This window comes from Cecembia calidifontis (assembly GCF_004216715.1).
GTDB lineage: Bacteria > Bacteroidota > Bacteroidia > Cytophagales > Cyclobacteriaceae > Cecembia_A > Cecembia_A calidifontis.
Genome location: NZ_SGXG01000001.1, coordinates 558,206 through 582,347, shown reverse-complemented (window position 1 = coordinate 582,347; position 24,142 = coordinate 558,206). Strand labels below are relative to the sequence as shown.

Annotated in this window: 22 protein-coding genes and 1 tRNA gene; 6 read left to right on the top strand and 17 right to left on the bottom strand. The window is 42.5% G+C overall.

The window, feature by feature from the left end:
- The first annotated feature begins 95 nt into the window (after positions 1-95).
- Together ispF and mnmC2 are read left to right on the top strand one after the other, a co-directional pair.
- Positions 96-578, top strand: a complete 483-nt coding sequence (ispF, locus tag BC751_RS02530) for a 2-C-methyl-D-erythritol 2,4-cyclodiphosphate synthase (RefSeq protein ID WP_130274178.1) — start codon at positions 96-98, stop codon at positions 576-578.
- Position 579: 1 nt separating this feature from the next.
- On the top strand, positions 580-1,266 hold the full coding sequence (mnmC2, locus tag BC751_RS02525) for a tRNA (5-methylaminomethyl-2-thiouridine)(34)-methyltransferase MnmC2 (RefSeq protein WP_130274177.1): 687 nt from the start codon (positions 580-582) through the stop codon (positions 1,264-1,266).
- On the opposite strand, the gene BC751_RS02520 is transcribed toward mnmC2, so the two are convergent.
- The 11 genes from BC751_RS02520 to BC751_RS02470 all read right to left on the bottom strand — a co-directional run bounded on the left by BC751_RS02520 (position 1,267) and on the right by BC751_RS02470 (position 11,998).
- Positions 1,267-2,157, bottom strand: coding sequence for a M23 family metallopeptidase (locus tag BC751_RS02520; RefSeq protein ID WP_130274176.1), 891 nt, complete (start codon positions 2,155-2,157; stop codon positions 1,267-1,269). It lies immediately after the preceding gene.
- A 160-nt stretch (positions 2,158-2,317) separates the two neighbouring features.
- A complete protein-coding gene (locus BC751_RS02515; RefSeq protein WP_130277473.1) occupies positions 2,318-3,388 on the bottom strand; it encodes a DUF3810 domain-containing protein in 1,071 nt (356 codons plus the stop codon).
- An 84-nt stretch (positions 3,389-3,472) separates the two neighbouring features.
- On the bottom strand, positions 3,473-4,054 hold the full coding sequence (locus BC751_RS02510; protein WP_130274175.1) for a NifU family protein: 582 nt from the start codon (positions 4,052-4,054) through the stop codon (positions 3,473-3,475).
- Between the two features lie 54 nt (positions 4,055-4,108).
- The gene (locus BC751_RS02505; RefSeq protein WP_130277472.1) at positions 4,109-4,771 is read right to left on the bottom strand and encodes an outer membrane beta-barrel protein; all 663 of its coding nucleotides are present in this window, start codon (positions 4,769-4,771) and stop codon (positions 4,109-4,111) included.
- Between the two features lie 38 nt (positions 4,772-4,809).
- Positions 4,810-7,578, bottom strand: a complete 2,769-nt coding sequence (locus BC751_RS02500) for a TonB-dependent receptor (protein ID WP_130274174.1) — start codon at positions 7,576-7,578, stop codon at positions 4,810-4,812.
- Between the two features lie 111 nt (positions 7,579-7,689).
- Positions 7,690-7,899 carry a hypothetical protein gene (locus BC751_RS02495; protein ID WP_130274173.1) on the bottom strand — a complete coding sequence of 70 codons (210 nt, stop codon included), beginning with the start codon at positions 7,897-7,899 and terminating at the stop codon, positions 7,690-7,692.
- Positions 7,900-7,917: 18 nt separating this feature from the next.
- Positions 7,918-9,456 carry a glutamate--tRNA ligase gene (gene gltX / locus BC751_RS02490; RefSeq protein WP_130274172.1) on the bottom strand — a complete coding sequence of 513 codons (1,539 nt, stop codon included), beginning with the start codon at positions 9,454-9,456 and terminating at the stop codon, positions 7,918-7,920.
- Positions 9,457-9,762: 306 nt separating this feature from the next.
- The gene (gene rplS / locus BC751_RS02485; protein ID WP_130274171.1) at positions 9,763-10,128 is read right to left on the bottom strand and encodes a 50S ribosomal protein L19; all 366 of its coding nucleotides are present in this window, start codon (positions 10,126-10,128) and stop codon (positions 9,763-9,765) included.
- Positions 10,129-10,215: 87 nt separating this feature from the next.
- Positions 10,216-10,902, bottom strand: a complete 687-nt coding sequence (trmD, locus tag BC751_RS02480; RefSeq protein WP_130274170.1) for a tRNA (guanosine(37)-N1)-methyltransferase TrmD — start codon at positions 10,900-10,902, stop codon at positions 10,216-10,218.
- Entirely contained in the window at positions 10,902-11,432 is a 531-nt protein-coding gene (gene rimM, locus BC751_RS02475) for a ribosome maturation factor RimM (protein ID WP_130274169.1), read from the bottom strand. Before rimM ends, trmD begins: the two co-directional genes overlap by 1 nt.
- A gap of 14 nt (positions 11,433-11,446) precedes the next feature.
- Positions 11,447-11,998 (bottom strand): 30S ribosomal protein S16, encoded by a 552-nt coding sequence (locus tag BC751_RS02470; RefSeq protein ID WP_130274168.1) that lies wholly within the window; start codon positions 11,996-11,998, stop codon positions 11,447-11,449.
- A gap of 245 nt (positions 11,999-12,243) precedes the next feature.
- Between BC751_RS02470 and BC751_RS02465 the strand changes: the two genes are divergently transcribed.
- From BC751_RS02465 to BC751_RS02455, 3 genes are all read left to right on the top strand, one after another.
- Positions 12,244-12,315: transfer RNA gene (locus BC751_RS02465), tRNA-Arg, on the top strand.
- 131 nt (positions 12,316-12,446) lie between these two features.
- A complete protein-coding gene (locus BC751_RS22190) occupies positions 12,447-12,590 on the top strand; it encodes a GIY-YIG nuclease family protein (RefSeq protein WP_242617341.1) in 144 nt (47 codons plus the stop codon).
- Between the two features lie 563 nt (positions 12,591-13,153).
- Complete coding sequence (locus tag BC751_RS02455; protein ID WP_130274167.1) at positions 13,154-13,942, top strand: hypothetical protein; 789 nt, start codon at positions 13,154-13,156, stop codon at positions 13,940-13,942.
- A 389-nt stretch (positions 13,943-14,331) separates the two neighbouring features.
- Here BC751_RS02455 and BC751_RS02450 read toward each other — a convergent pair whose 3' ends face one another.
- Positions 14,332-15,900: an L-serine ammonia-lyase, iron-sulfur-dependent, subunit alpha gene (locus BC751_RS02450; protein ID WP_130274166.1), complete on the bottom strand. Its 1,569-nt coding sequence runs from the start codon at positions 15,898-15,900 to the stop codon at positions 14,332-14,334.
- Positions 15,901-15,985: 85 nt separating this feature from the next.
- Here BC751_RS02450 and BC751_RS02445 point away from each other — a divergent pair, with 85 nt between their 5' ends.
- Positions 15,986-18,217 (top strand): S9 family peptidase, encoded by a 2,232-nt coding sequence (locus BC751_RS02445; RefSeq protein WP_242617340.1) that lies wholly within the window; start codon positions 15,986-15,988, stop codon positions 18,215-18,217.
- A gap of 150 nt (positions 18,218-18,367) precedes the next feature.
- Here the strand turns inward: BC751_RS02445 and BC751_RS02440 are convergent, their stop codons facing one another.
- The 5 genes from BC751_RS02440 to BC751_RS02420 all read right to left on the bottom strand — a co-directional run bounded on the left by BC751_RS02440 (position 18,368) and on the right by BC751_RS02420 (position 24,136).
- A complete protein-coding gene (locus BC751_RS02440) occupies positions 18,368-19,177 on the bottom strand; it encodes an energy transducer TonB (RefSeq protein ID WP_130274164.1) in 810 nt (269 codons plus the stop codon).
- 46 nt (positions 19,178-19,223) lie between these two features.
- The gene (locus BC751_RS02435) at positions 19,224-20,669 is read right to left on the bottom strand and encodes a protein adenylyltransferase SelO (RefSeq protein WP_130274163.1); all 1,446 of its coding nucleotides are present in this window, start codon (positions 20,667-20,669) and stop codon (positions 19,224-19,226) included.
- Between the two features lie 979 nt (positions 20,670-21,648).
- A complete protein-coding gene (locus tag BC751_RS02430) occupies positions 21,649-22,122 on the bottom strand; it encodes a hypothetical protein (protein WP_130274162.1) in 474 nt (157 codons plus the stop codon).
- A 245-nt stretch (positions 22,123-22,367) separates the two neighbouring features.
- Positions 22,368-23,237, bottom strand: a complete 870-nt coding sequence (locus BC751_RS02425; protein WP_130274161.1) for an SMP-30/gluconolactonase/LRE family protein — start codon at positions 23,235-23,237, stop codon at positions 22,368-22,370.
- A gap of 11 nt (positions 23,238-23,248) precedes the next feature.
- On the bottom strand, positions 23,249-24,136 hold the full coding sequence (locus BC751_RS02420) for a sugar phosphate isomerase/epimerase family protein (protein WP_130274160.1): 888 nt from the start codon (positions 24,134-24,136) through the stop codon (positions 23,249-23,251).
- Positions 24,137-24,142: the final 6 nt, after the last annotated feature.

Here is a 24,142-nt window from a genome sequence, read left to right as displayed (position 1 = left end):
GGGATATTTATGGGATATGGAGAAATTAAGTCCTATGTCATACATCTTGTGTCTTGACTCTATTTTCAAACCGTGTAGAACATTATCGAAGAGCTATGAATAATTTCAGAATTGGTTTTGGCTATGATGTGCATCAGTTGCACGAAGGGCTGGATTTTTGGTTGGGAGGTATCAAGTTGGAACATGAAAAAGGGGCCTTAGGCCATTCCGATGCGGATGTATTGATCCATGTAATCTGTGATGCTCTCTTGGGTGCTGCCAACATGCGGGATATAGGTTATCACTTTTCAGATAAGGATCCCAAATACAAAGGTATTGACAGCAAAATTCTGTTGCGTGAGGTAATGGTCTTGATCCGGGAAGCCGGTTATGAAGTGGGCAATATTGACTCTACGGTATGTTTGCAGCTTCCCAAAGTCAATCCCCATATTCCTGCTATGAAGGCTTGTTTATCTGAAGTAATGGGAGTAGAGGAAGGTGCCATTTCCATTAAGGCCACCACTACCGAGAAACTGGGTTTTGTGGGAAGGGAAGAAGGTGTTTCCGCCTATTGTGTTGCATTGATTTACAAAAAGTAAGATGGCAAGAGAGGTAAAAATCATCACAACCGAGGATGGTTCCCATTCCTTATTTGTCCCTGAACTTAATGAGACCTATCATTCTTTTCATGGGGCATATAGGGAGTCTGTGCATGTTTTTATGCTGTATGGACTGGAAGCCTGGTATGTACGCAACCCAGACAGGTATCCCATCAGGATTTTTGAGGTAGGTTTTGGTACAGGACTGAATGCCTGGCTGAGTCTTGTATGGGCCGAACAGTACAAAGTCCCCGTCCTTTACCATAGCATTGAGCCTTTTCCTTTGGAAAATGAAGTTTATTCCAAATTGAATTACACGGAAGTGGATACTTCCATCTATCATTATGCTCCCTATTTTCAGATGTTACACGAAGCCCCCTGGAATGAGGGGGGCATTGTATCCGAATATTTCAACATGAAAAAGGATAAGACCACTTTGGAAGAGGCGGTATTGTACCATGCCGATGTTGTTTTTTTTGATGCTTTTGCCCCCAGTAAACAGCCGGAGTTATGGACCAAAGAAATGCTGTCCAAGGTGGTGGAGACGATGAATCCTGGGGCAGTTTTTGTGACCTATTGTGCACAAGGTCAACTGAAGAGAAACCTTAAGGAATTGGGATTGGAAGTAGAGACCCTGCCCGGCCCACCCGGCAAAAAAGAAATGACAAGAGCCTGGAGACTCCAATGATTATTTGGACTCCAGGCGCTTCAGTTCTTTTTTACTCATTTCTTTGCTTATAAGGTTTTCAGGATGGGAAGCGATGAGTTCATTGACCGTTTGGTTGCTGGATATTTCCTTTTCCCCATCAAAAAGTTTAACCGGAATTTGCTCAAACTTGATTTCTCTTTCTACTTTATTCAGCCTGCTCTGGACCATCCGCACATGTCTGCCGCTATTGTATTTTTCACCGGAAGAGGTTGCAAGGGCCTGCCCTGGATAGACTACATCGCCAATTTTCACTTTTTCGGAACCTGATTCCAGCACCATCAATTTGGTAAAAGTGCCGTCTTCATGATAGATTTCAATAAAATTGTCCGAGGCATCAAAAGAAAGGCCAGCTCCTTTGAGTTGGGTATCCATTTTCATATCGCTGACAATACCTTTTCTTGGCGCACAAATAGTAGTGGACTCTTCCAGATAAAAAGCAGTTCCTACATAGCTTGTGTTTTCCGATTCCTTCTTATAGATATTTTCAACATGTGTCATGGGCTGCATGCGGACTTTTTGTCCTTCCTGCACGGGGATCAGGTAAACAGGTTCCTCTTTGCTTTTGTCTAAGTAACTCCCCTTGTAGAGTTTGGTGGAATAGTTATAAGAACTGCCCTGGTTGGCATTGGTTTTCTTTAATCGGGCGACTATGCTCCTGCCTGGGTTGGCCACTGCAAAAACCGTTCTTCCTCCGGAAGAAGTCAGATTCATGAGCGTTGTAAAATCCACCACCAAGGTATAGGGAATCACTTCCGTGTTGTTGGCGTATATGGTGACATTACCGTCTTTGTCCTGTTCAGACTCTAATTTGACTTGAGCAAAAACAGTGGAATACAACAAGAAAAAGAGGAATAAAAGAGAAAAGCGCATTGTTTAGTTTTTTTTGATTTCAATAAAATAATTTTTGATGGAAAACTAAAGGTGTGAGGAAAAAATCTCCTAAAAATCCTTTTGAATTTGATGGTGAGGTTTGAAAATTCAATCCACTTAGCTTAAAAAAATTTCCTAAATTGATTTTTTTAAAAAAAAATCACTCATTCAAACTATTTCTCCAGGCATAGGCCAGCATCGGCAACTGTTGGTAGCTGTTGATGCCTGCTTTTACGCCTTGTGTACGGAGGAAGAGGTCGTTGGATTTGCGGCTGATCTCCAGATTGAAGGGCTTGATCCTTTCGTTGGCCTGCTGAATGGAGATCAGGTCATTACGGATGCCTTTGGGCAGGCTTTTCAAAAATTCCCCATAGAGCTCTTTTGACATGCGATACAGGTCATTCAGCTGGTAACGTAGTAGGCGGAGTTGACCGGAATACTGCAGTAAGGGATCATCAGAATTGGAACAGATGACCCAGGCAATGAAATTGGCCTCCCCTTCATCTGTTACCCCATAGCTATGGGCCATTTCATGGGCTATGGTGAAAGGTTTTTCAAGAGGATGAAGCGTAGGGTCAATGTAACTTTCCCCTGTATAGGGAAAGTAAATGCCCAAAATGCCCATGCGGCGCATAAAGCCTGCAGGAAAGAACTGTTTTGTTCTTGGTTCCCCTGTAAAATTCAGCCCCAAGAGATAGAGGTGCTCCCGCATATTGGCCCTGACCAATTTTTCCAGTTCTGGATAAGGCATGATTTCCTCTATGGCAATGGTGTCCTCTTCAATATTGTAGCGGAGTTGGTTCAGGATATTCCTTGTCAGTTCCAGTTCATGTTGGAGTTGATCCTGATTGAGCGGTACAGGCTTCATACCTATCTGCTGAAAAATCGGGATCCTTTGGTAATTGAATCCCCACAATACCAAAAAAAGGAAGACCAAAGCTCCTGCTCCATTGAAAAAGGAGCGAATCGTAAAACCGAGTTTTTGTTTCCAGCCTTCTTTTTGAATCAAAAAGTACAAGTAGGAAAACAATACCAAAAAAACCGTGAAGACGAAAATATAGACCGTTGCAAAGGGTAATTTGGATATGCTCAGGTCAATCAAATTCCTTACGGCAGGGAAAAAGGTCCTGGAATAGAGTTGCTCGGTTTTTTCAGGATGTTGAACAGCAAAGTACCTGACCACTATACTGGTCAGTCCCAACATACTCCATGTCCAATTTCCTTTTAGCACTTTGATCCGGATCAACTGGTACAAAAAGGAAAGTGTCTTTATAACACTTTCCCTTTCCAAAATAAACGTAAAATTTTCGGAATCCTATACTCCCTCAGCCTGAACTTCTTTGACTTCGGGAAGCATTCTGGTGAGTAGGTTTTGGATACCGGCTTTCAAGGTAATGGTGCTGGAAGGGCAACCTGAACAGCTGCCTTGAAGCAAAACTTTTACGATACCATCATGGAAACTATGGAATACAATCGCGCCACCATCCTGCTCGACTGCAGGGCGGATGTATTCGTCCAATATTCCTTTGATTTTTTTGACGGTTTCAGAATCATTTTCATCAAAAAGAGGGTCTTTGTCAAAAACCGCATTGACTGCTGCTTTTCCTGTCTCCAGGTATTTTTTGATATGGTCCCGGATAAAATCCTGGATTTCAGGCCATTCAATGTCTTCTTTTTTGGTGACAGTCACAAAATTGGAAGCAATGAATACACGCTCTACTGCTGCAAAATTGAAAAGCTCTTTAGCCAAAGGGGAGTTTTCTGTGCTTTCCTGATCTGGATAATCAAAGCTGATGCCTTCATCTGCCAACATGAAATTGACCACAAACTTCAGGGAGTTGGGGTTGGGGTTGGCTTCCATGTAAATATGTACGGGTCTCTTTTGTGCTTGAAGCATAATGATCGGGATTGGATTTTTCTATTATACCACGAAAGGCCGAGAATAGTTCCTTTATTTCTGCCATTTTCCTTTTCTGATCTGGAAAAGGTAAGTCAAGGTTATTTCCAAGGTGGTGCTGTTGATATCATATATCCGGTCTTGGGATTCAGGCCCGGCAAATTCATAGGCAAAGCGCACATCTCCTGCCAGCGTACTTTTTCCAAATAACTTGGACAATCCTGCACCTAAATTAAGTCCGTACATGAAGCGTTTAGGATCATCTCCCGCCTGTCCATAAGTGGGGAGAGAGGTTTCATTGCCTACAAACTCCCTTCTTACATCCCGGGCATCTAAGAGGTAGCCAAAATGCGGGCCAATTTTGATGTGGAAACGCCCTTTATTCCCAAAGTAAAAATTAGAAAGCAAGGGCATCTTCAGGTAGTCCCATTCACTCTGATTGACGGCTTCTCCTTCATCTGTCTGGGTATACCCCAAGGTGATTTTTTGGAATTCAAGCTGTAGTCCTGCATTCTTTTGCCCAAAATGCTCCAAAACAAAGGCAAAAGTAGTACCCTGAATGCCCGAAGTAAGCACAGGAGGGCGGCCGAGTCTATACCGGTAGCTTACTTGGGAACTACTCACACCTCCCCGGAAACCAAGGCTTGTCTGGGCCAATAATTCCGGTAGGAAACAAAAGAATCCCAAGAATAAGGTGAAAACCACACGGATGGCCATTTTTTGCATAGGGCAAAATTAAGGATACTTTTTGGGAATTACTGACGGATGGGGATAGAATAAGTGGCTTGTATAGGTTTGCCATCTATACTCAACCCCATCACTTCAATAATTTTTTCACCAGGACTGTCATTGGTGAAAAATTCAAAGGTGAAAGTTCCTGTTTCATCATCAGTTACTGCATAAGGGTCCCAAAATAAGGTAACCCTTTGATCAATCTCCGGTATTTCTTCTGCTTGCTCATAATTGAAAGGAATGAAACTTGGAGGAAATCCAAAGCCATCGATGATCAAATTGTTCAATCCCGGTGTGTTGCTTCCTAAAAGTGGGGACTGGGAAAGTCCTTTTTTCAGGTAAACCGCAATGATTCCGTTTCTTCCTAAATCTCCCATCATGGAACTCATCCGGCTTACCACTTCAATTCTATCAATATCATTTGGATTTACGGTTGCGATATTGTCAGCAGCCCTCACTCCCGGAGCGGAAGGCATCACTGCCCCGTTGATCATCACCAAGGGCTCCATGGAAAGATTGGATGAAGTGGCTCCTCCCCTGATCCTGATTTCCAGGGTAGTGGTGACATTCATACCCGGCACTTGGGATTTAAGGCTCATCAATAGGTCTGTGATATTGCCATTGCGGTTTAGGTTTTCCCCTTTGATTACATAATCCGCCCTGCCATATATCGCCCTGGTACCGCTTTCTTCTTTTTGGCTTTCCACCGTCACCTGTTCTAATGGAATGATTTCATCCTGTACTGATACTTTTTCAAAAATGGATTCGCTTACTTTGGTGATCTTTGGAAACTTGATGGAGGCGGGAACAAAGAAGGGAGGATTGAGCCTTTCAACCAGCTCAAATGAACCAAACGCTTTTCCTTTTTTGTCCAGGGCCATGAAAGTAAACTCTAAAGGACCATAAAAGTCCATGGCTTCTAAGGTAAATAATCCGTCCTTATCGCTCTCAAGGTCCAACATGCCTTCAAAGTTGTTGAAATAAACAGTGAATGGGGCAGCTGCCGGCCTGCCTTTTTCATTTAGAAACCTTCCGGAAACATTCCATTCTTTTTCGAGTGCATAGGTGAATTTCTCGGTGGTAATATTGGAAGGCACTTCTTTGATTTGAAGGATCTCCGCTAGGGAAGGGCGCTCCACAAGCTCGGGGGCATATTTGCCGTCCCTAACTGTCACCGAAAGACTGGAGGCTACCGGTCTTCCCTCTTTGTCCTTGATGCTCAGGTTGACCTTCACTTTCTCTCTTTTGCCATAGCTGTTTTCCGCGGTGCTGAAGCCAACTTGGATATCCTGTGATTTCGCTTGCCTGATCTCCGAAGCCGTGATTCGCTCATATGGACTCAAAACCGGTAAAGCTTGGATAAAATAAGTGTCCGGTCCGTAATTTCTGTTCCAGTTGGTATAAGCCCTAAGGTAATAAGTTTTCTGACTTAGGGTATCCGGAAGAAAAAACTCCCCAAAAGCCAACCCATTTTCAATTTTGAACTTTTTTTGTAGAATCAAATCCCTTTCGCCCGAAATAAGCTCTACATAAAGGATTTTGCTCAAATCCCTTTTCAGTTCCGGGTTGGCATAGTTGAAATAAGCTTTGAAAAGAACAGGGTCACCTTGATAATAGAATCCCCTGTCGGTATGCAAAAAGACCTTTTCCTGCATGCCATTTGCATCCCTGGCCACTTGGGTATTTACCCTATCAGCTAAATTGGGCTGATAATCCAATGGAAGAAGGCTGGATATTTTTCTTTTGTCCATGTCTCCCGAAAAAATCACATCCTTTTGGTTCAGGATCATTCCATTTGAATTGACGGTAACATAATTACCGTTCACTTCTACCCAAGAAATGGGGTAGGGCGCATCTTTATAAGTATTGACGGTACTGTAGCCTTTTTCATAATGGATTTCGATCCTGCCTTTCAGGTAAATGCGGTATTCTCCCGGTCTCCTTCCCGGTTGTACCAGGTTATCAGGTTTATAAGGGACTATTGACTTGCCCAGTTCATTCGCAAAAATATCGGATCTCAGATTCCTGCTTTCCGATCCTCCTGCTTTGTCTCCATATAGGTAAAAACCTTCCTGATTGTGTTGGTTGACTATCATGGCGCGGAACATATTCGCTGGCGATTTCAGATAGGTGTCCAACCTTTTTCTTTCCCATTCCGACTTGGTTTTGTCATCAGGTGCTTCCAGGTCTGTAAACCTTGTAGCGCCAGAAATTATGTAATAGCTGGGTGTGAACTGGAAGGCCTTGAGGTCAAAAGTCAACTTATAGCCTAATGCCCTGTTCTCAATTTCAATGGGCTGTATGGCTTCTGCCCTGAAATTATTGCTGCTGTTGTCAGCAGGAAAATCAATGACCCATGGGTTCAGGATTTCGCATTGGGCAGCCATGTCATCATTGCCCAGGAAATAATTTTTGAACCTTCTCAGTTCTCTTTCCCAGGCCCTGTCCCTTGAGGCTTTGACTTCTACATCAGAGAGTTCCTGTTCCAGCGATACCAAGCTGACATTGAAGGTCAATTGGCTTCCCGGCCTGATGCTGGCGGGTTTTTGAACAGCCTGGTAGCCAATAAAAGAAAAACCAAGCTCGAATTCTCCCTCTGGGACATTGTCCAAAGTATAATTTCCATCCAGGTCAGTCGTGGTAGCAATGGTAGTATTGCTGATGAAAACATTACAGAAGGGAAGCGGCTCACCTGTCTTACTGTCAGTTACTTTTCCTTTGATGGAAGCATTTTGGGAAAATGCAGGGAGGCAAAATAAAAATAGAAGTCCAAAAACGAAGAAATTCCTCATGTTGTTACTAATTTTTAAGTCGAATATAAGGAATTTGAAGATTCTCACAGGAATTTATTTCAATTTTTTATCAGAGCAAAAAAAAACCGATCCATGTGGACCGGTTTTGAATTACTTTTTCTTCTTTTTACCTTCTTTGATATCATCAATATCCTCTCTGTCCTTCAGCTTTTTGTCATCCACATTTTTATTGAGGAATTCATTGATTTTATCAATAGGGAAAGTACTGGAGATTTCCCCAAAAGAGTCAATATTCATTTTGAATCCTTCCAAGTCCTTATGGACCTTAGGGGTTTCTTCTTTTTTAGGTTTTTTGGCCATCTCCTTCAACTTTATATTTTATCCTTGAACAGGTAATTGTGCTAGTGCGTAGGATATCCGGTTGATCAGTTCATCTTTTCCTATGATACTGAATACAGCCATCAGATCCGGTCCTGCACCCACACCAGTGGCTGCTAAACGCACCGCCTGCATCACCTTACCCAATTTAATGCCATTTGCTTCAGCAGCCGCTTCTAGTATGTTTTTGGCAGCTTCAGGGGTAAAGTCACCTGAAAATGCTGACAATTTTTCCTTATAAGTATTCAATACCGTCACCGCTTCCTGATTCCATTTCTTGGAAGCCACACTTTCATCGAATTCCTTTGGAGCGATCAACATGAATTTACCTTCTTTCCAAAGGTCGGCAGGGAAAGTAGCCCTTTCTTTCATGATATGTGCGATCTTGGCGGCTTTTTCCTCCTCAATCTGTATGCCTTCCTTCTCAAGATCAGCAATCAGATAAGCAGCCAATTCCTGATCTGATTTTGCCCTTAGGTACTGTTCATTGTACCATTTGGCTTTATTGATGTCAAATTTAGTACCTGACTTCCCGATCCTTTCGATAGAGAAAGCTTCCACCAGTTCATCCAAGGTAAACATTTCCCTGTGATCTCCCGGATTCCAACCCAGGAAAGCCAGGAAGTTAATCACCGCTTCTTTCAGGTAACCCTGTTCTCTGAATCCCATGGCTTTTTCGCCAGTGTTTGGATCGGTCCAATCCATCGGGAATACAGGAAATCCGTGTTTGTCGGCATCCCTTTTGGACAGCTTTCCATTCCCATCTGGTTTTAACAGCAAAGGCAGGTGGGCGAACTGTGGCATGGTTTCTTCCCAGCCGAGGTATCTGTAAAGCAGCACATGCAAAGGAGCCGATGGTAGCCATTCTTCTCCTCTGATCACATGGGTGATGCCCATCAGGTGGTCATCCACGATATTGGCCAGGTGATAAGTAGGCATTCCGTCAGATTTCATCAGTACTTTATCGTCCAGGGTGGAGGAATGGACCATTACCCAACCACGGATCATATCGTTCAGCCTCACTTCTTCCTTTCTAGGGATTTTTATCCGGATTACATAGGGTTCACCGGAAGCCAGCCTTGCTTTTACCTCATCCTCAGGCAGGGTAAGGGAGTTTTTCATTTGGGTCCTGGTGATGGAATTGTACTGAGGGGAAACAACCCTGGCTGCTGTGAGCCTTTCTCTCATGGCTTCTAATTCCTCAGCAGTATCGAAAGCATAATAGGCATGGCCTTTTTCTACCAGGTCCATTGCATATTGCATGTATATCGGTTTGCGCTCGGACTGACGGTAAGGGCCGCAATCACCCGGATTCCAAGGGCTCTCATCAGGAGTTATTCCCAACCAATCCAAGGATTCTTTGATATATTCCTCCGCCCCCGGCACAAAGCGGGTTTGGTCTGTATCTTCTATTCTCAGTAAAAATTTGCCTTTGGTTTTTCTGGCAAAAAGATAATTGTAGAGGGCGGTTCTTACCCCTCCGATATGCAGTGCCCCGGTAGGTGAGGGGGCGAAACGTACACGTACTTCTTTGTTCATGTTGGTTTTTTCTTCTGTAATCCAACCATTTTAGCTTTGAAATGGTTGCTTGGTTTCTGAAAATCAGGCTGCAAAGATAATAAATTTTAACCTTGATTCTAAGATAATAGAAAAGTAAGGTAGTTAAGTTACTTCAATTTAAGGTTTGGAAAAGAGCCTAGGCAAAATGTAAAAGTAAAAAGGGAGATTTCGGATGCCGGAAGGGTTAAATTGTGGGTTTTGAAATATTAAGTTCTTTTCCAATTGAACCAAAACCAAAAAAGGGAACCCATTTGGATTCCCTTTTTGCATAAGATGCTTTTGATCTTATTTGCTGTGTCTGATTCTTTCCTTGATTCTGGCAGACTTACCTTGACGGCCTCTCAAGTAGAACAATCTTGCTCTTCTTACTTTACCTTCTCTCAACAGTTCGATTTTTTCGATCGCAGGAGAAAGGATTGGGAAAATTCTTTCCACACCCACACCATTGGATACCTTTCTTACTGTGAAGGTTTCACCGTTGGTATTAGGGTTTTTTCTTTGGATTACAGTTCCTTGGAATTGCTGGATACGCTCTTTGTTACCTTCTACGATTCTTACGTGAACGTTGATGGTATCTCCAGCTTTGAAAGAAGGGAATTTGGCTCTCACCTCGTTGTATTCCGCTTCTACAAATTTAAGTAGTTCGCTCATAGCTTTATCTTTTATTTGCTTGTAGCAACCGCGCCTCGACGCAGTTTTTGTTAGACTCTATTGAATGTTAGCTTTCTTATTATCGCCTTAGAAATCTTTCCCTTCCAATAAGTCGGGTCTTCTTTCCTTGGTACGGCGAACCGATGCGTCAAATCTCCAGGCTTCAATTTTTGCCTGATGACCGGATAAAAGCACTTCAGGAACTTTCATTCCTTTATAGTCTGCCGGTCTGGTATAGACCGGAGGTGCCAATAGTCCGTCCTGGAAGGAGTCTGTCAAGGCGGAGGTTTCATCGTTCAACACCCCTGGGATCAAACGGATCACGGCATCTGCCACTACGGCTGCTGCCAGTTCCCCACCGGACAACACAAAGTCTCCGATACTTATTTCCCGGGTAATGAATTTTTCACGGACTCTTTCATCCACACCTTTATAATGTCCGCACAGAATGATGAGGTTACCTTTCAGGGAGAGTTCATTGGCCATTTTCTGGTTAAAGGTCTCTCCATCGGGTGTCATGTAAATGACTTCATCATAATCCCTTTCGCTTTTCAATGCTTCAAGGCATTTAGCTATGGGTTCTATCATCATGACCATACCGGCGCCGCCTCCAAATGCATAATCATCGACCTGCTTTTGTTTGCCGCTGGCATAATCCCTTAAGTTGTGTACCCTGACCATAGCCAAGCCTTTGTCTTCTGCTCTTTTCAGAATAGAATGTGAAAAAGGTCCTTCCAATAATCCTGGTACTACCGTGATGATATCTATGCGCATCAGTCTTCCAAGTATATGTCAAGCAATCCATCGGGCAATCGGCAGTAAACTTTTTTAGCTGCCTTGTCGACTTTGAGGAGGATTTGGTCCTGAATGGGTATCAGAACTTCCTTTCCCTGATGGTCAACGCCCAATAAATCCTGGGTTTCTAAGTCATAAATGACTTTGACTTCCCCGATCTTTCCGAGTTTTTCGTCCAAAACCTCGAAACCGATCAATTCATGGTAATAGTATTGGTCTTCATTGAGCTTTGCCAGTTGGCTGAGCGGAAGATACATGGCCGAACCGACCAATTTTTCAGCATCTTCTACTGTGTCACAGTCCTCAAACTTTGCCAGCACTTTATTGCTATGGGAGACGACAAAGTGCTCCAAGAAGTAAGGGACCAATCTGGATTTTTGCTCAAGGAAAACACTCTTTAGGTCTTCGTACTCTTCTGGATAATCCACATCCAGTACTACACCCACTTCACCGTGAAGTCCATGAACTTTGGCTATATAGCCCAATTGAAAACAATTGTCTTTGTTCATGGGATGGGGGAATATTAAGCTTGGGTTTCTTCTCCTTCAGCGGAAGCTGCAGGGGTTTCGCCCTCGGTGCTAGCTTCAGCAGCCTCTGCAGCAGCGGCAGCTTTAGCTTCTTCTTCTTTTGCTTTGATAGCATCCAGACGGGCTTGGTTTTTAGCTGCTTCAGCTTCCAAAGCCTTCTTACGGGCTTCTTCTTTAGCTTTGGCCAATCTGTCCACTTTGCCTCCGATGGCCGCTTCTTTGGAAGCTTTCCAAGCTTCAAATTTCTCATCAGCCTGCTCTTGGGTGATAGCACCTTTCAACACACCGATCTGAAGGTGTTTTTTCAATAATACACCCCTGTAAGAAAGCATCGCCTTAACTGTATCAGTTGGCTGTGCACCGTTCAACAACCATTTGAGAGCACGCTCATTGTTGATGTTGATAGATGCTGGGTCAGTGTTTGGGTTGTATGTACCCAACTTCTCGATAAAGCGTCCATCACGTGGAGCTCTAGCATCAGCGACTACTACGTCATAGATGGCCATTTTCTTTCTGCCTCTACGCGCTAATCTGATTTTTACTGCCATATAATTTTGATATTTAGTGAATTGATGGATCCCGTCCATCGTAATTTTTGGACTGCAAAGATAGCGCTTTATTATCGAAATGCACAAATGCCTTGAAATTTATTTGCGTGAATAGGGAAGAATGCTTTAAATTGCGGCACGAATTAGAAGCGAGAGACGAGAAGCAAGATTTAAGAAACAAGAAACAAGAGGCAAGACTCTAAACAGTCTTATTTCTTGATCCTAGTTTCTAGCAGTCTCAGCATGGCCTCGTAGTTCAATGGATAGAATGGAAGTTTCCTAAACTTTAGATACAGGTTCGATTCCTGTCGAGGCTACAATCTTTTTCAACTTTTTTATGATGAAGGAAGTGTTTTATGCTTACGTATTAAAAAGCAAGCAAGATGATTATTTTTATAAAGGTCATTGCAAGGATCTTCAAAAAAGACTTTTGTAGCACAATTCAGGGATGACAGATTCAATAAGGCCTTACATTCCTTTCGAGATCGTCTATTTTGAAAAATTGGAAACTTTACAGGAAGCAATAAAAAGAGAAAAGTATTTCAAATCGTCCAGAGGAAGGGAGTTTCTCAAAAAAATATTGGCCCCGTAGTTCAATGCCCGCCCGGCTGACATCGTTCCGACGGGCCCGCCCGGCTGAGGCCAGTCGGACAGGGATAGAATGGAAGTTTCCCAAACTTTAGATACAGGTTCGATTCCCCCGCCCGTACCGAACGGTACGTACGGGTATCGAGGATACAAACTTGATTTACAATTATTTAAGGGATGAAATTCATCCCTTTTTTAGTGTCTTAGCTCCAACATACTAATGGGGAAAAGGATTTTTGGATAAAAACCATTAAAAGTTTAGCATAAGGGACATGGGTAATGCTGGGAATGGATAACAGGTATGTTTAATTAGATCCTATCCTTGGGAATCAGTTTATAAATGATTAGTTTTAGTAGGTTTTGAGATAATGCTGAACAAAATCAGGGATATAAACAAGTTGCCGGCCATTGGACCGGAAAAACGCAGCTTACTAACAAGTGATGCCTCTAAATTATGGTATTTACAAAGCCAAGCGATTGAACTTTTGACAGTATGTTAATGATCAAAAATATATGATTATCAATATGGTAAATGAAAAACAATAGGTTTAATAAAATTTTAACCTTGTGAAAAACTTCATCATATTAAGCGTGTTGATGCTAACAACATGGCTGGAATTACTTGGTCAAGATGGTATTTATAACAGATTTAGTATTTCTGTTAGTGGAGGAAGGGCTATTCCTGTTGGCTCATTTGGGAATAAAAACATTGTTAATTCAGCTATTTATACCCTTGAGGGTGTGCAAAACCCATGGGTGATTGGCATAGATAAATCAAAAAGCGGATTTGCAGAGCCGGGGTACTTTGTTAATCTCGAAATGAAATACATGCTGAGTCAATCTTTTGGAATAAGGTTACAAACAGGATCCACCTTAAATAGCGTTTGGACTGACGGCATTACTCAGTTCCTTTCTACAAATTACGGAGATCAAAAATTTGAACATGTCGACTACAGAATATTGCATGCTGCCCCGGGAATAGGATACGAAAAAAAAATTGGAAATTTTAGTCTGGGGCTTGGTGTATATTCAGGTCTTGCGCTCACAAACTATCCATACTATGAAAGCATATTGCTATATACAACGACAGTTCCGCCTCTGAAATGGGCCCATGATGGTGATCGTTCAAATTTGAAAGCTCTCCTATTAGGGGCTTCGATAAATCTCAATTATCAAAAATCTTCAAAATTCAACTGGGGGATTGTGCTATCATATCAAAGCGCAAACTTTGACTACTCTATGACAACAAGAGTCATTCCTGGTTTTTCACCTAACCCAGAAATTAATGATGTTTTAAAAACTTCTAATCTAAATATCGGTCTTAAACTTCAATATATTTTTGCAAGAAGACAATAAATTGAAGGTAAAATATGAATTACTACAAATTAAAATATTTAATTTGGAATTGGGAAAATCCGTTAATGTTACATTGGATATTAAACCCAGGGCTAGCTAATAATGAACTCATTATGGGTCAAAGGATTCCAAAAGTGACCCTAATAGAAAGAAACCCAATACACAGACAAATTAAAAAGCACTGCAGCTAAAAGCCGTAACCCTTGCGCTACTCCATATTAAATCAAGATAATATAGCTTTGCCGTAATTTGATTGATTTCCCATTTTTGGATTGGATGAAAAAGTTGGTTGGTAGTTTTTGGGGAGCTTACAGAACAACCACAGGAACTGTTAAAGACCATCTTTTTAAAATGCTTCAATTTACATTTTAATCCCATATCTACTACCCTCAACAACTTTTGAAAAACTGCTTTTGCTCCAGCCTCTTCTCTATTTCCTTGGCTGTTTTGGTGATGGAAAGCCCACCCAAATTGGTGCATCTCAGGGTATTGGGTATACTTTTTCCGACTTCATACATGGTCTCAATTACTTCATCCAATGGGATCAGGTGGTCATAATCCGCCAGGGCCATATTGGCACAGGACAAAGCATTGGAAGCGGCCATGACATTTCTGTTGAGGCAGGGGGCTTCGACCCTGTTGCCAATGGGGTCACAGATCATACCCAAAGAACTCTGCAATGCCATAGAAGCGGCAGAAAGGCTTTGATGTAAACTGCCTCCCGCCAGACCCACAATGGCCGCAGCGGCCATGCATGAACCAGAACCGCATTCTGCCTGGCAACCCCCGACTTCGGCCGCAAAGGTTGAATGTGCCGCGATGAAAACGCCGATCAAACCTGCCACCATCAATGCTTTCACTGTTTCTTCCTCAGACAAACCCAGAGCATCGGCAACGCCCAAAACTGCGCCTGGCATCGCCCCGCAGGAGCCAGCCGTAGGGGCAGCCACAATCACCCCCATGGAACTCTTTACCTCCATAATGGCCGACACGTACATGATGATCTTGTTCAGCACAGAGGCATCCACCATTTTTTTGCTTTCCATCCTTTCTTTAAAAGTGACTGATTGAGGTCCTAATATCCTGTCCTCAAATTGGGTTCCCTTCAATCCCGTATCCACAGCATTACGCATAATCCTGTAGATGTGCCTCATTTTGGATAAAACCTCTTCTTCCGTAATGTTGCCCCGTATGCTTTCATACCTGACAGCCAGTTCCCAAAGGCTCAAATTTTTGTCCTTATTGTAAGCCAGCATTTCCTCACAAGTAATAAAAGGTACTGTTTGGTTTTTCGCCGTAAGAACAGGCAATACAGGCTTTATCTGCCTGATTTGGCAGTCTTTGTCCAATTCTCTGATATCCTGCAGGAGCGTTGGATCCAAGGCAAACTGAGACCTGATCAATATGAAGGAGGGATTTCCTTTTTTGAATTCCAGACTGTCCAAATCTTTCACCTGCCCCAGGAAATTTAAAATTGCTTCCTGATCTGAAGTGAAAATCAATGTAAGGTAGGCATCCCCAGCGTAGGAAAGTTCTGCTCCATCTATTTCAATCACTTCAATCATGCCTCCTCCGGTGGAAATGGCAATTACCTGATGCTGTTCCCTTGGGCTGATTAAGGTGATCTGATAGGTATTAGGGTGTTCCGCTTGGATGTCTTTGATATGGATATTTACCCGGATTCCAGCAATCCCAATATGCTGCTCTGAGTGGACCAGGCGTTCGTCGTCCGCTTCCCATCCCAGAAATCCCCCAAATAATCCCATGTCTGAGCCCTGATCCTTGTGGGTAGTGGCCAAGGAGCCATTAGGGTCAAAGTCGATTTCAATTTGAGAGATCACCCCTCCCATGAGGTCATGGCATATCCTCCCAATCCTCAGGGAGGCCGCACAGTGGGAACTTGAAGGTCCCCGCATCACGGGTCCTAAGACATCGTTGAAGATACTTGGATAGCTCATGGTCTCAGCAAATGGTTAGCATTAAATATAGTGATTTTGCCTTATTTTATTATCTTTAAACCCATTGGTCCTGAAAATTTTAGCTATGAAAAAGACAATTGCCCTGGGGTTTGTTTTCCATTTCCTTTCCATTGTCGTTGTATTGGGTCAAAGTGCATTGACTTTGGAAGATATTTTTCAAAAGGGCACTTATGATCAAAAAAGGTTTGGCCCAATCCGTTGGATGAAAGATGCGGAAGGTTATTCCAGCATTGAAAGAAATCCACAATTTTCAGGGGATGATATTGTGAGGTATGAAGCCAAAAGCGGCGAACGTAAGGTATTGGTCGGAGCAAAAGAATTGATACCTGCAGGGCATAATAGACCATTGACTGTTGCAGACTATCAATGGTCTGATGACAATGGCAAATTGTTGATTTTCACCAATACCCAAAAAGTCTGGCGTTACCATACCCGCGGGGATTATTGGGTGCTGGATCTTGCAACAAAACAATTGAATCAATTGGGCAAAGGGCTCAAAGCATCTTCCCTGATGTTTGCCAAGTTTTCCCCCGATGCTTCAAAGGTGGCTTATGTAAGCGAGAACAATATTTATGTAGAGGATTTAAAGTCTTCTAAGGTTACCCAAATTACCCATGATGGAAGTGAGGAAATCATCAATGGGACTTTTGATTGGGTATATGAAGAGGAGTTGGATTGTCGGGATGGATTCAGGTGGAGCCCGGATGGAGAGCATATTGCCTATTGGAGCTCTGACACCAAAGGGGTGGGAACATTTTACCTGATCAATAACATCGACTCCATCTATTCTAAGCCTATTCCTTTGCCCTATCCAAAAGTTGGGGAAACCCTTTCTTCGGTAAAGATTGGAGTGGTGTCCAGCAAGGGAGGGGATACACGTTGGTTTGATTTTCCCGGAGACCCCAGAAACAATTACCTCGCAAGGATGGATTTCATACCGCACTCAAAGGAAGTGATGGTACAGCAACTCAATCGCCCACAAAACAGAAATACAGTTTGGACCGGGAACATTCAAACGATGGAAATTTCCACTATCCTGGTGGAAGAGGATGATGCTTTTCTGGATATCCATGACAATATCCTGTGGTTGGAAAATGAAAGCTTATTTACCTGGACCAGTGAAAGGGATGGCTGGATGCACCTTTATAAAGTCTCCAGGGACGGGAAAACCATGGATCTGATCACTGAGGGTGATTTTGATGTAGAACGTATCAGTCATATCGATCCTCAATCCGGCTATGTTTATTATATCGCCTCCCCGGAAAATTTCACACAAAGGTATCTTTACAGAAGCCCTTTGTTGAAAAAGGGAAAGGCGGAACGCATTACGCCGATTGACCAACCCGGGCAACATGCCTATCAGCTTTCCCCCAATTCGGGATATGCGATTCATACTTTTCAAAACACGGTGACGCCACCAAAAATTTCCTTGATCAGCTTGCCCCGGCATGAAACCATCAGGGTTTTGGAAGCCAATGAAAACCTGTATAATAAATACCATGCTTTGGGACTGACCCAAAAAGAGTTTATAAAAATTGATATAAGCGATGATGTTTTGGATGCCTGGATGTTGAAGCCAAAAATATTTGATCCCTCCAAAAAGTATCCCTTGTTGTTTTATGTCTATGGAGAGCCCGCCGGGTCAACCGTACAGGATGCTTGGATGGGTGGAGATTTATGGCATCATTACATGGCTGAACTTGGATATGTCGTGGTCAGTATTGACAATAGGGGGACCAAGACCCCAAGGGGCAGGGAATGGAGGAAATCAATTTACGGACAAATCGGAATCTTGGCTTCTCAGGACCAGAAGGAAGCTACGGAACAGCTTTTAAAGACCTACGCTTTTCTTGATGCGGACCGAATTGGCATCTGGGGATGGAGTGGTGGTGGTCAGATGACCCTCAATGCCTTGTTTAGGTATCCTGAACTTTACAAGGCTGGACTGGCTTTGGCATTTGTTTCTGACCAGCGGCTGTATGATGCCACTTACCAGGAGCGCTATATGGGTCTTTTGAAAGATAATCCGCAAGGCTACCATGATGGCTCTCCTATCAATTTTGCCCAAAATCTTCAAGGAAAATTGATGATCATTCATGGCACCGCTGACGATAATGTGCATTACCAGAGTTTTGAAATGCTGGTGGACCGGCTGATCAAATACAACAAACAATTTGATATGATGTCCTACCCCATGCGGGCCCATGGCATCAATGAAAGGGAAAACACCACCTTGCATCTCCGGAAAACCATGGAGCGCTTTTGGTTGAACAATTTACCTCCGGGAGGAAAGTAAGCTTGGGGAAATCAGGTACCAATTGGCTTCGGTCTTTGACTGGTTTTTTGACGTATTTTGCGTTACGTAAATTACACAACGCAAAATATGAGAGGCTTAAATAATTCTTTTATCAAGTGGGTGCCAGCAAGCTAAAAGTTATCAAAACCTTTAAAAATCAAATTTTGGTACTGTCCTAGTAGTTTTTGTTTGAAGCAAATAAAAATCGGTATTGAAATACATCCAACCTTCAACAGGATTTCCTTTTTTATCCAGTGCGGGAGAAAATTCTCCGTGATAAGCATCTATAATTTCTTGGACTTTTTTTATCAAAGATGGGTGCAATTCCTTGGCATTGATGCCCGTACTCTCCAAAAGTTCTCCATTGGTACCTATTCTTAAACCCATCCAAACGGTTCCTTCATGTTTGCCCTTTCTTGCTATTTCTGGGTATTTAAAATTCTCTCGGGCAAACTTAAACCAACCTTGGATATCTGAAAAATTAGGCTCGAATATGTTCCTGTCAACAGGTATGGTTTCTTCTGAATCCTCAGGGTAAAATAAGCCGTTGCAATTGCTGAATTCATCACAGGATAATTCAAGAAGGAGTTTCTCATTGTTAAAAACCTTTGTTTTTGTGGAATCGCTACTGGCATCCACAATTATTATCCTGTCTATCTCTCCTAATTCATTAAACTTTTGGGTTTCCTTCCACAATAGTTGTTTCCCTTCAGGATCTTTGAAAGAGGACTTACTTATTTCTATGGGGCGGTTTTCTAAATTGTATATTTTTTCCAAAAGCTCACCTTGCGTTGAAACAGAAACCACTTTGTTGTAGATGTGTTCATTGCTTCCGTTTTCAGTTGGGATTAAGTGCTCATTAATCGGAACAATAACTCTGTTTTGGGAAAATACAGCCCCCGCCATTAAAAAAAGGAAACAGCAAAGACTGGAATATTTGAGAACTCCAATACTTTTCATTTAACTAAATTATGAGATTATGAGAAAAAATCAAAAATACCATGTCTTAAGTCCCACAAAACGTCTGAAAACCTTTATCCACCTCTATTGGTACTTCCTGGAATTTTTCAAAACCGGGCTTATCGGTATAAGGGTCTTGTAGTACAGCCAAAAGTTCCTGAAAAGGCTGCATATTGCCATCATTACTTGCTGCCTCCAAGGTTGCTTCTACCAAATGGTTTCGCGGGATAAAAGCAGGATTGTTCTGATCCATCAATTCCTGGGCTTTTGTCCTGTTCTCTGAAATTCTTTCCTGCCACAATTGGAGCCAAGCCTTGAAATCCACTTCTTGATAAATACTGTCCTGGGGAAAGGCATTCCTTCTCAGGTAAAGGAATGTATTGGTAAAATCAGCTTTGTTCTTTTTCATCCAGTGCAAGAGGTCATCTACCAAAGCTTTGTCTGAGGGCTTTATTTGAGCTATTCCCAATTTTTTCCCCATCATTTCCAGCCATTTAGTTTCATAGGCTAAAGGGAATTTGTTGATGGATTCCTGAGCCAATTTCACTGCATCGGCAGTTTTGGCTGCAATTTCAGGAAGCAGGGCAGATCCAAGACAGCCCAAATTCCAATGGGCAATGAAAGGCTGATTGCCATAGGCATACCTTCCTTGGGTATCAATGGAACTAAAAACCGTCATCGGGTCATAAGCATTCATGAAGGCACATGGACCATAATCAATCGTTTCGCCAGGAATACTCATATTGTCTGTATTCATCACCCCATGGATAAAGCCTACCCGCATCCAGTGGAGGATCAGGTTCAGCTGCTTGTCCATCACAGCCTCAAAGAAGGCCAAAGCCGGATTTTCTGACTCATCGAGTTCCGGATAATGCCGGGCAATGCTGTATTGGAGCAGGTCTTTGAGGTATTTTCCCTCATGGAAATTCCTGGCATATTCGAAAGTTCCCACACGGATATGACTTGAAGCAACTCTGGTAAGGATGGCGCCATGCCTCACTTTTTCCCTATAAACAGGCTCCCCTGTAATCACCACGGCCAAGGACCTGGAAGTTGGGATTCCTAAAAAATGCATGGCTTCGGAAATCAGGTATTCCCTCAACATGGCACTGAAATGTGCCCTTCCATCTCCGCCCCTGGAATAAGGCGTTCTGCCGGAACCTTTCAGTTGGATGTCATATCTTTCTCCTTTTGGGGTAATCTGCTCTCCAAGCAAAATAGCCCTACCATCTCCCAGCATGGTGAATTGACCAAATTGATGTCCTGCATATGCTTGGGCCATGGGTTGGGCATCTTTGGGGATTTGGTTCCCTGAAAACAATGCGCTTAAGGTGGCTACATCATAATTTTCAAGATGTAAGCCAAGTTCATCCGCCAGGTTTTGATTTAACAAAACCAGTTGCGGAGCTTTTACCGGGATGGGATGAATGGTGCTGAAAAGGGCTTCGGGCAGCTGTTGGTAGGTATGTTCCAGGTTCCAGGTAATTTCCATGCGTCAATTAGGCTTATTGTTGGTTTAACAACAGAGATTGGTTTTTGATTCCTATAGTGAATGATTAAAAATCAGGGAAATCAAATTTATGTGAAATATTAAAGGTCGATAAAAATTAATATTTTTAAAAAGTTGGGAAAGAGGCAAATGAAATGCCTGAAAGGCTGAAATGTGCCAACCCAGACTGAAGCTTGAGGAAGTCTGTGGTAAAAAGAATAGGTAGTGCAGAGGTCTGTAGGGGCGATCTATTGCATCAAAATGTATCCCTTTGTTGATTTGAACCAGTTTATTGAAATTAAGTCCAAAAAACGATAATGAATGTTGATATTTTGTGTATAAATGGATAGTTCCTGTTGAAAAATTGTGTATAAATAAATGGGTAAAATATTGGTTTTCAGTTTTTTGTTAGCGAAATTTGATAACATCAAGTAAGAGATAAAAGAGTGAAGGTAAAACTTCAGGTTACTTTGACAAACTGGATTAGATCAAGAAGTAGGGAGGTTGAAAAATCAAACTATAACAGGTAATGCTGAAATTCTGGAATCTGTAAAAGCATGTAAAATGCATTGCGGCCATCTGATGGACCGCCATACCAGTTCAAAGTAATTTCAAATCGGGCAACTGAAATGACTCATAATAACTGTAACTTGACATAGTTTGGCAAACTACGGTTTACCAGGTTATGAAGCGGGAAGCATTCGAAAGAAAACTTCCCGCTTTTGTTTTTTAGGTATTGAGATTGCTCCTGTCGATCAGGAATTTCAAAGACGGATGCATCCGAAAAAAGGATGCTTAATCTCTCTCTTTTGATATCAGTCATGTTTTGGTAGCAGGATTTATTTTGGCGATTACGGAATTCATTCCTGTTGGCGATTTCAACCTTGATGAAAAAATAGCAGGTATTTCTTTTTGGGGAGTTCAAAAAAACAACCCTTCAAAACTGATTTGAAGGGTTGTTGAGATGATATTTCCTGTTAGATTAAAACGGAATGTGGATATTAATATTGGCTACTCCCCTTCTTGGAGGGTAACTGCGGTAGTAGTCATCATAATAAATTTCCGGCCGGACATTTAAAGGGATGTCGCTCATAACCTGCATTCTTGCATTTCCAAGGTCAATATTGGCGATAAAAGCTGGCAGCACGGCTGAGAAAGCCCAGTTTCCATTGTTCCAGTAAACATAGCCACTCCTTCTTGCATCATAGAAAAAATGGTAATCAGGGAAATAGACATGCTGCTTGGCCCTGTACCCGTGAGCCGGAGCCCAAGGCGGAGGGCCTTTTTGTCTGTAAGCTTGATGGTGCTTACCTTTATATTTGCCCTGATGGTGTTTGTATTCTTTCGGATGTCCTTTTTTTCCATGGCCGTTACCTCGACCTTGTGCGTAGCCATCCATTACAAAGATCAGGCTGATAATTAAGAACAAGCTTATGATTTTTTTCAAAGTTTTCATGGTAACCTCCTTTTGTAATACTCATGAGAGTGCCAAGACCGTGCCATAAAAGCCTCTCAAGCTACAGGATGGAATTGAAAAAAAGTAAACATCCAGTCTTTAAGGAAATTAAATTTTAATGGTAGGACAAATTTTCCTTGAAAATCAGATGAAATAAGTGTTTATTTGGTAGAACATAAAGTTTTTCTCCTTGCTTTTTACCGCTTTCCTTAACTTACCCATTGTCGCAATGCCACTTCTTTTCATCAAAAACATGCAGGATTAGGCAAGAATCCTTTGGTATTGGTTTGGATTAAAAACACATCCCCGCTCAAAGGAAATTCCTCCAACTGAGCTTCATTTAAGTTTTCCCTGGCCGTTGTCACCAATAAAGTGTCCAGGTTTTTCCCACCAAAAGTACAAGAAGTCACATGAGGAACAGGTAAGGTAACTTTTTCCATCAATTTTCCGGTGAACGGATCCCATCTAAAGATCCCAGAACCTCCATAATGGGCAATCCACAGTTTCCCCTCTACGTCTATGCACATTCCGTCAGGGGTTCCCAAAGATATGGGAATTTCAACGACCGTCCGGTCAAATTGAAGGGTTCCGTTCTCCAAATCAAAATGATAGGCATTGACCTTTTGTGTCGGGCTGTCAATATAGTAGAGCGTTTTGTTGTCAAGAGTCCATGCCATTCCATTGGAAATGGTAATGTGTTCTAAATGCTTTTTGACATGGCTATCGGCTTCCAAACTATAAAAAGCGCCAGCACCTTGGTCGAATGTCTTGCTCATAGAACCTACCCATAATCTTCCCTTGGCATCACATTTCCCGTCATTCAGGCGGTTGCCCGGTTTGTCCTCTATCGATGCAATCCATTCCAGGTTCTCAGTTTCAAGGTTAAAACGTGCGATTTTCTGGTCCAATGCCAATATCAGGTGGTCGGCTTTTCCTTCCACGACCAAAGTAATGCGCTGCTCAAATTTCCAAGTATTAACTTTTCCGCTTTCCAGGGGATATTCAAACAGCTTCCCATTTTCTATGTCCACCCAGAAAAAACTGTTCCTTCCTGCATGCCAATAAGGGCCTTCTCCCAAAAAGCATTGTGATGCGTACAAATGAATTGCTTCCATAATTTTTGACTTTATCCGGGCCAATACTGGTTCATTTTTTTTCTTAAAAAGGTTACGCTTCTTTCAAGCTGATCCATGCCTTCCACCCCATCTTCAATGCTGATCCAACTGTCAAAACCCACCCATTTCAATTCGGTAAAGATGGCATCGTAATCATTCAACCCCTTGCCGATTTCTCCATGACTTAACCTTTTGGCATAACCTATTGCGCCATCTTCTTCATTTCTCAAATCTTCGATGGTGCCAAACTTCAAATACCTGTCACTGGCATGCATGGTGACCACCCTATGGGAAATTTTTTTGAGCAATTCCAAAGGATCTTCCCCTGCCAAAAAAGCGTTGCTGGGATCATAATTTACACCAAAATTGGGATGGTCGATGCTGTCCACCAATTGGGTGAATACGTCCATTTTTTGGGCAAATTCGGGATATTCCCAAAAATCATCCTTGTAATGGTTCTCTAAAATCAGGGTAATTTTACGTTCCTCCGCATAAGGGAGACAGCTTTGTATACAATCAGCCGCCAATTTTACGCCTTCTTGAATGGTCAACTCCGGCCGCCTTTGACCCGATAGCACCCTGCAATAAGAACCGCCCAGCGCATGGGTCATATCTATCCAGTATTTTTGCTTGTCTATTTCTTGCTGTCTGAAAGCTTTGTTGGGATGGGTGAAATCAGGTGAACAGCACATCATTGGGATAACCTTCCCCTTGTCTTCTGCCATTTTTCGAAACAGAGGCCAATTATTTTTGTGCTGCATTTCCAAAAACCCGGCATACCATTCCAATCCCTCAATGTCCAATTTGGAGGCAAGTTCAATCCAGGTGGCCAATTTCATACTCCCATCTTTGCAGAGGGCTTGCATGAAGGCTTTGGGAAAGGCAGCTAATTTTGGCATAGGTCC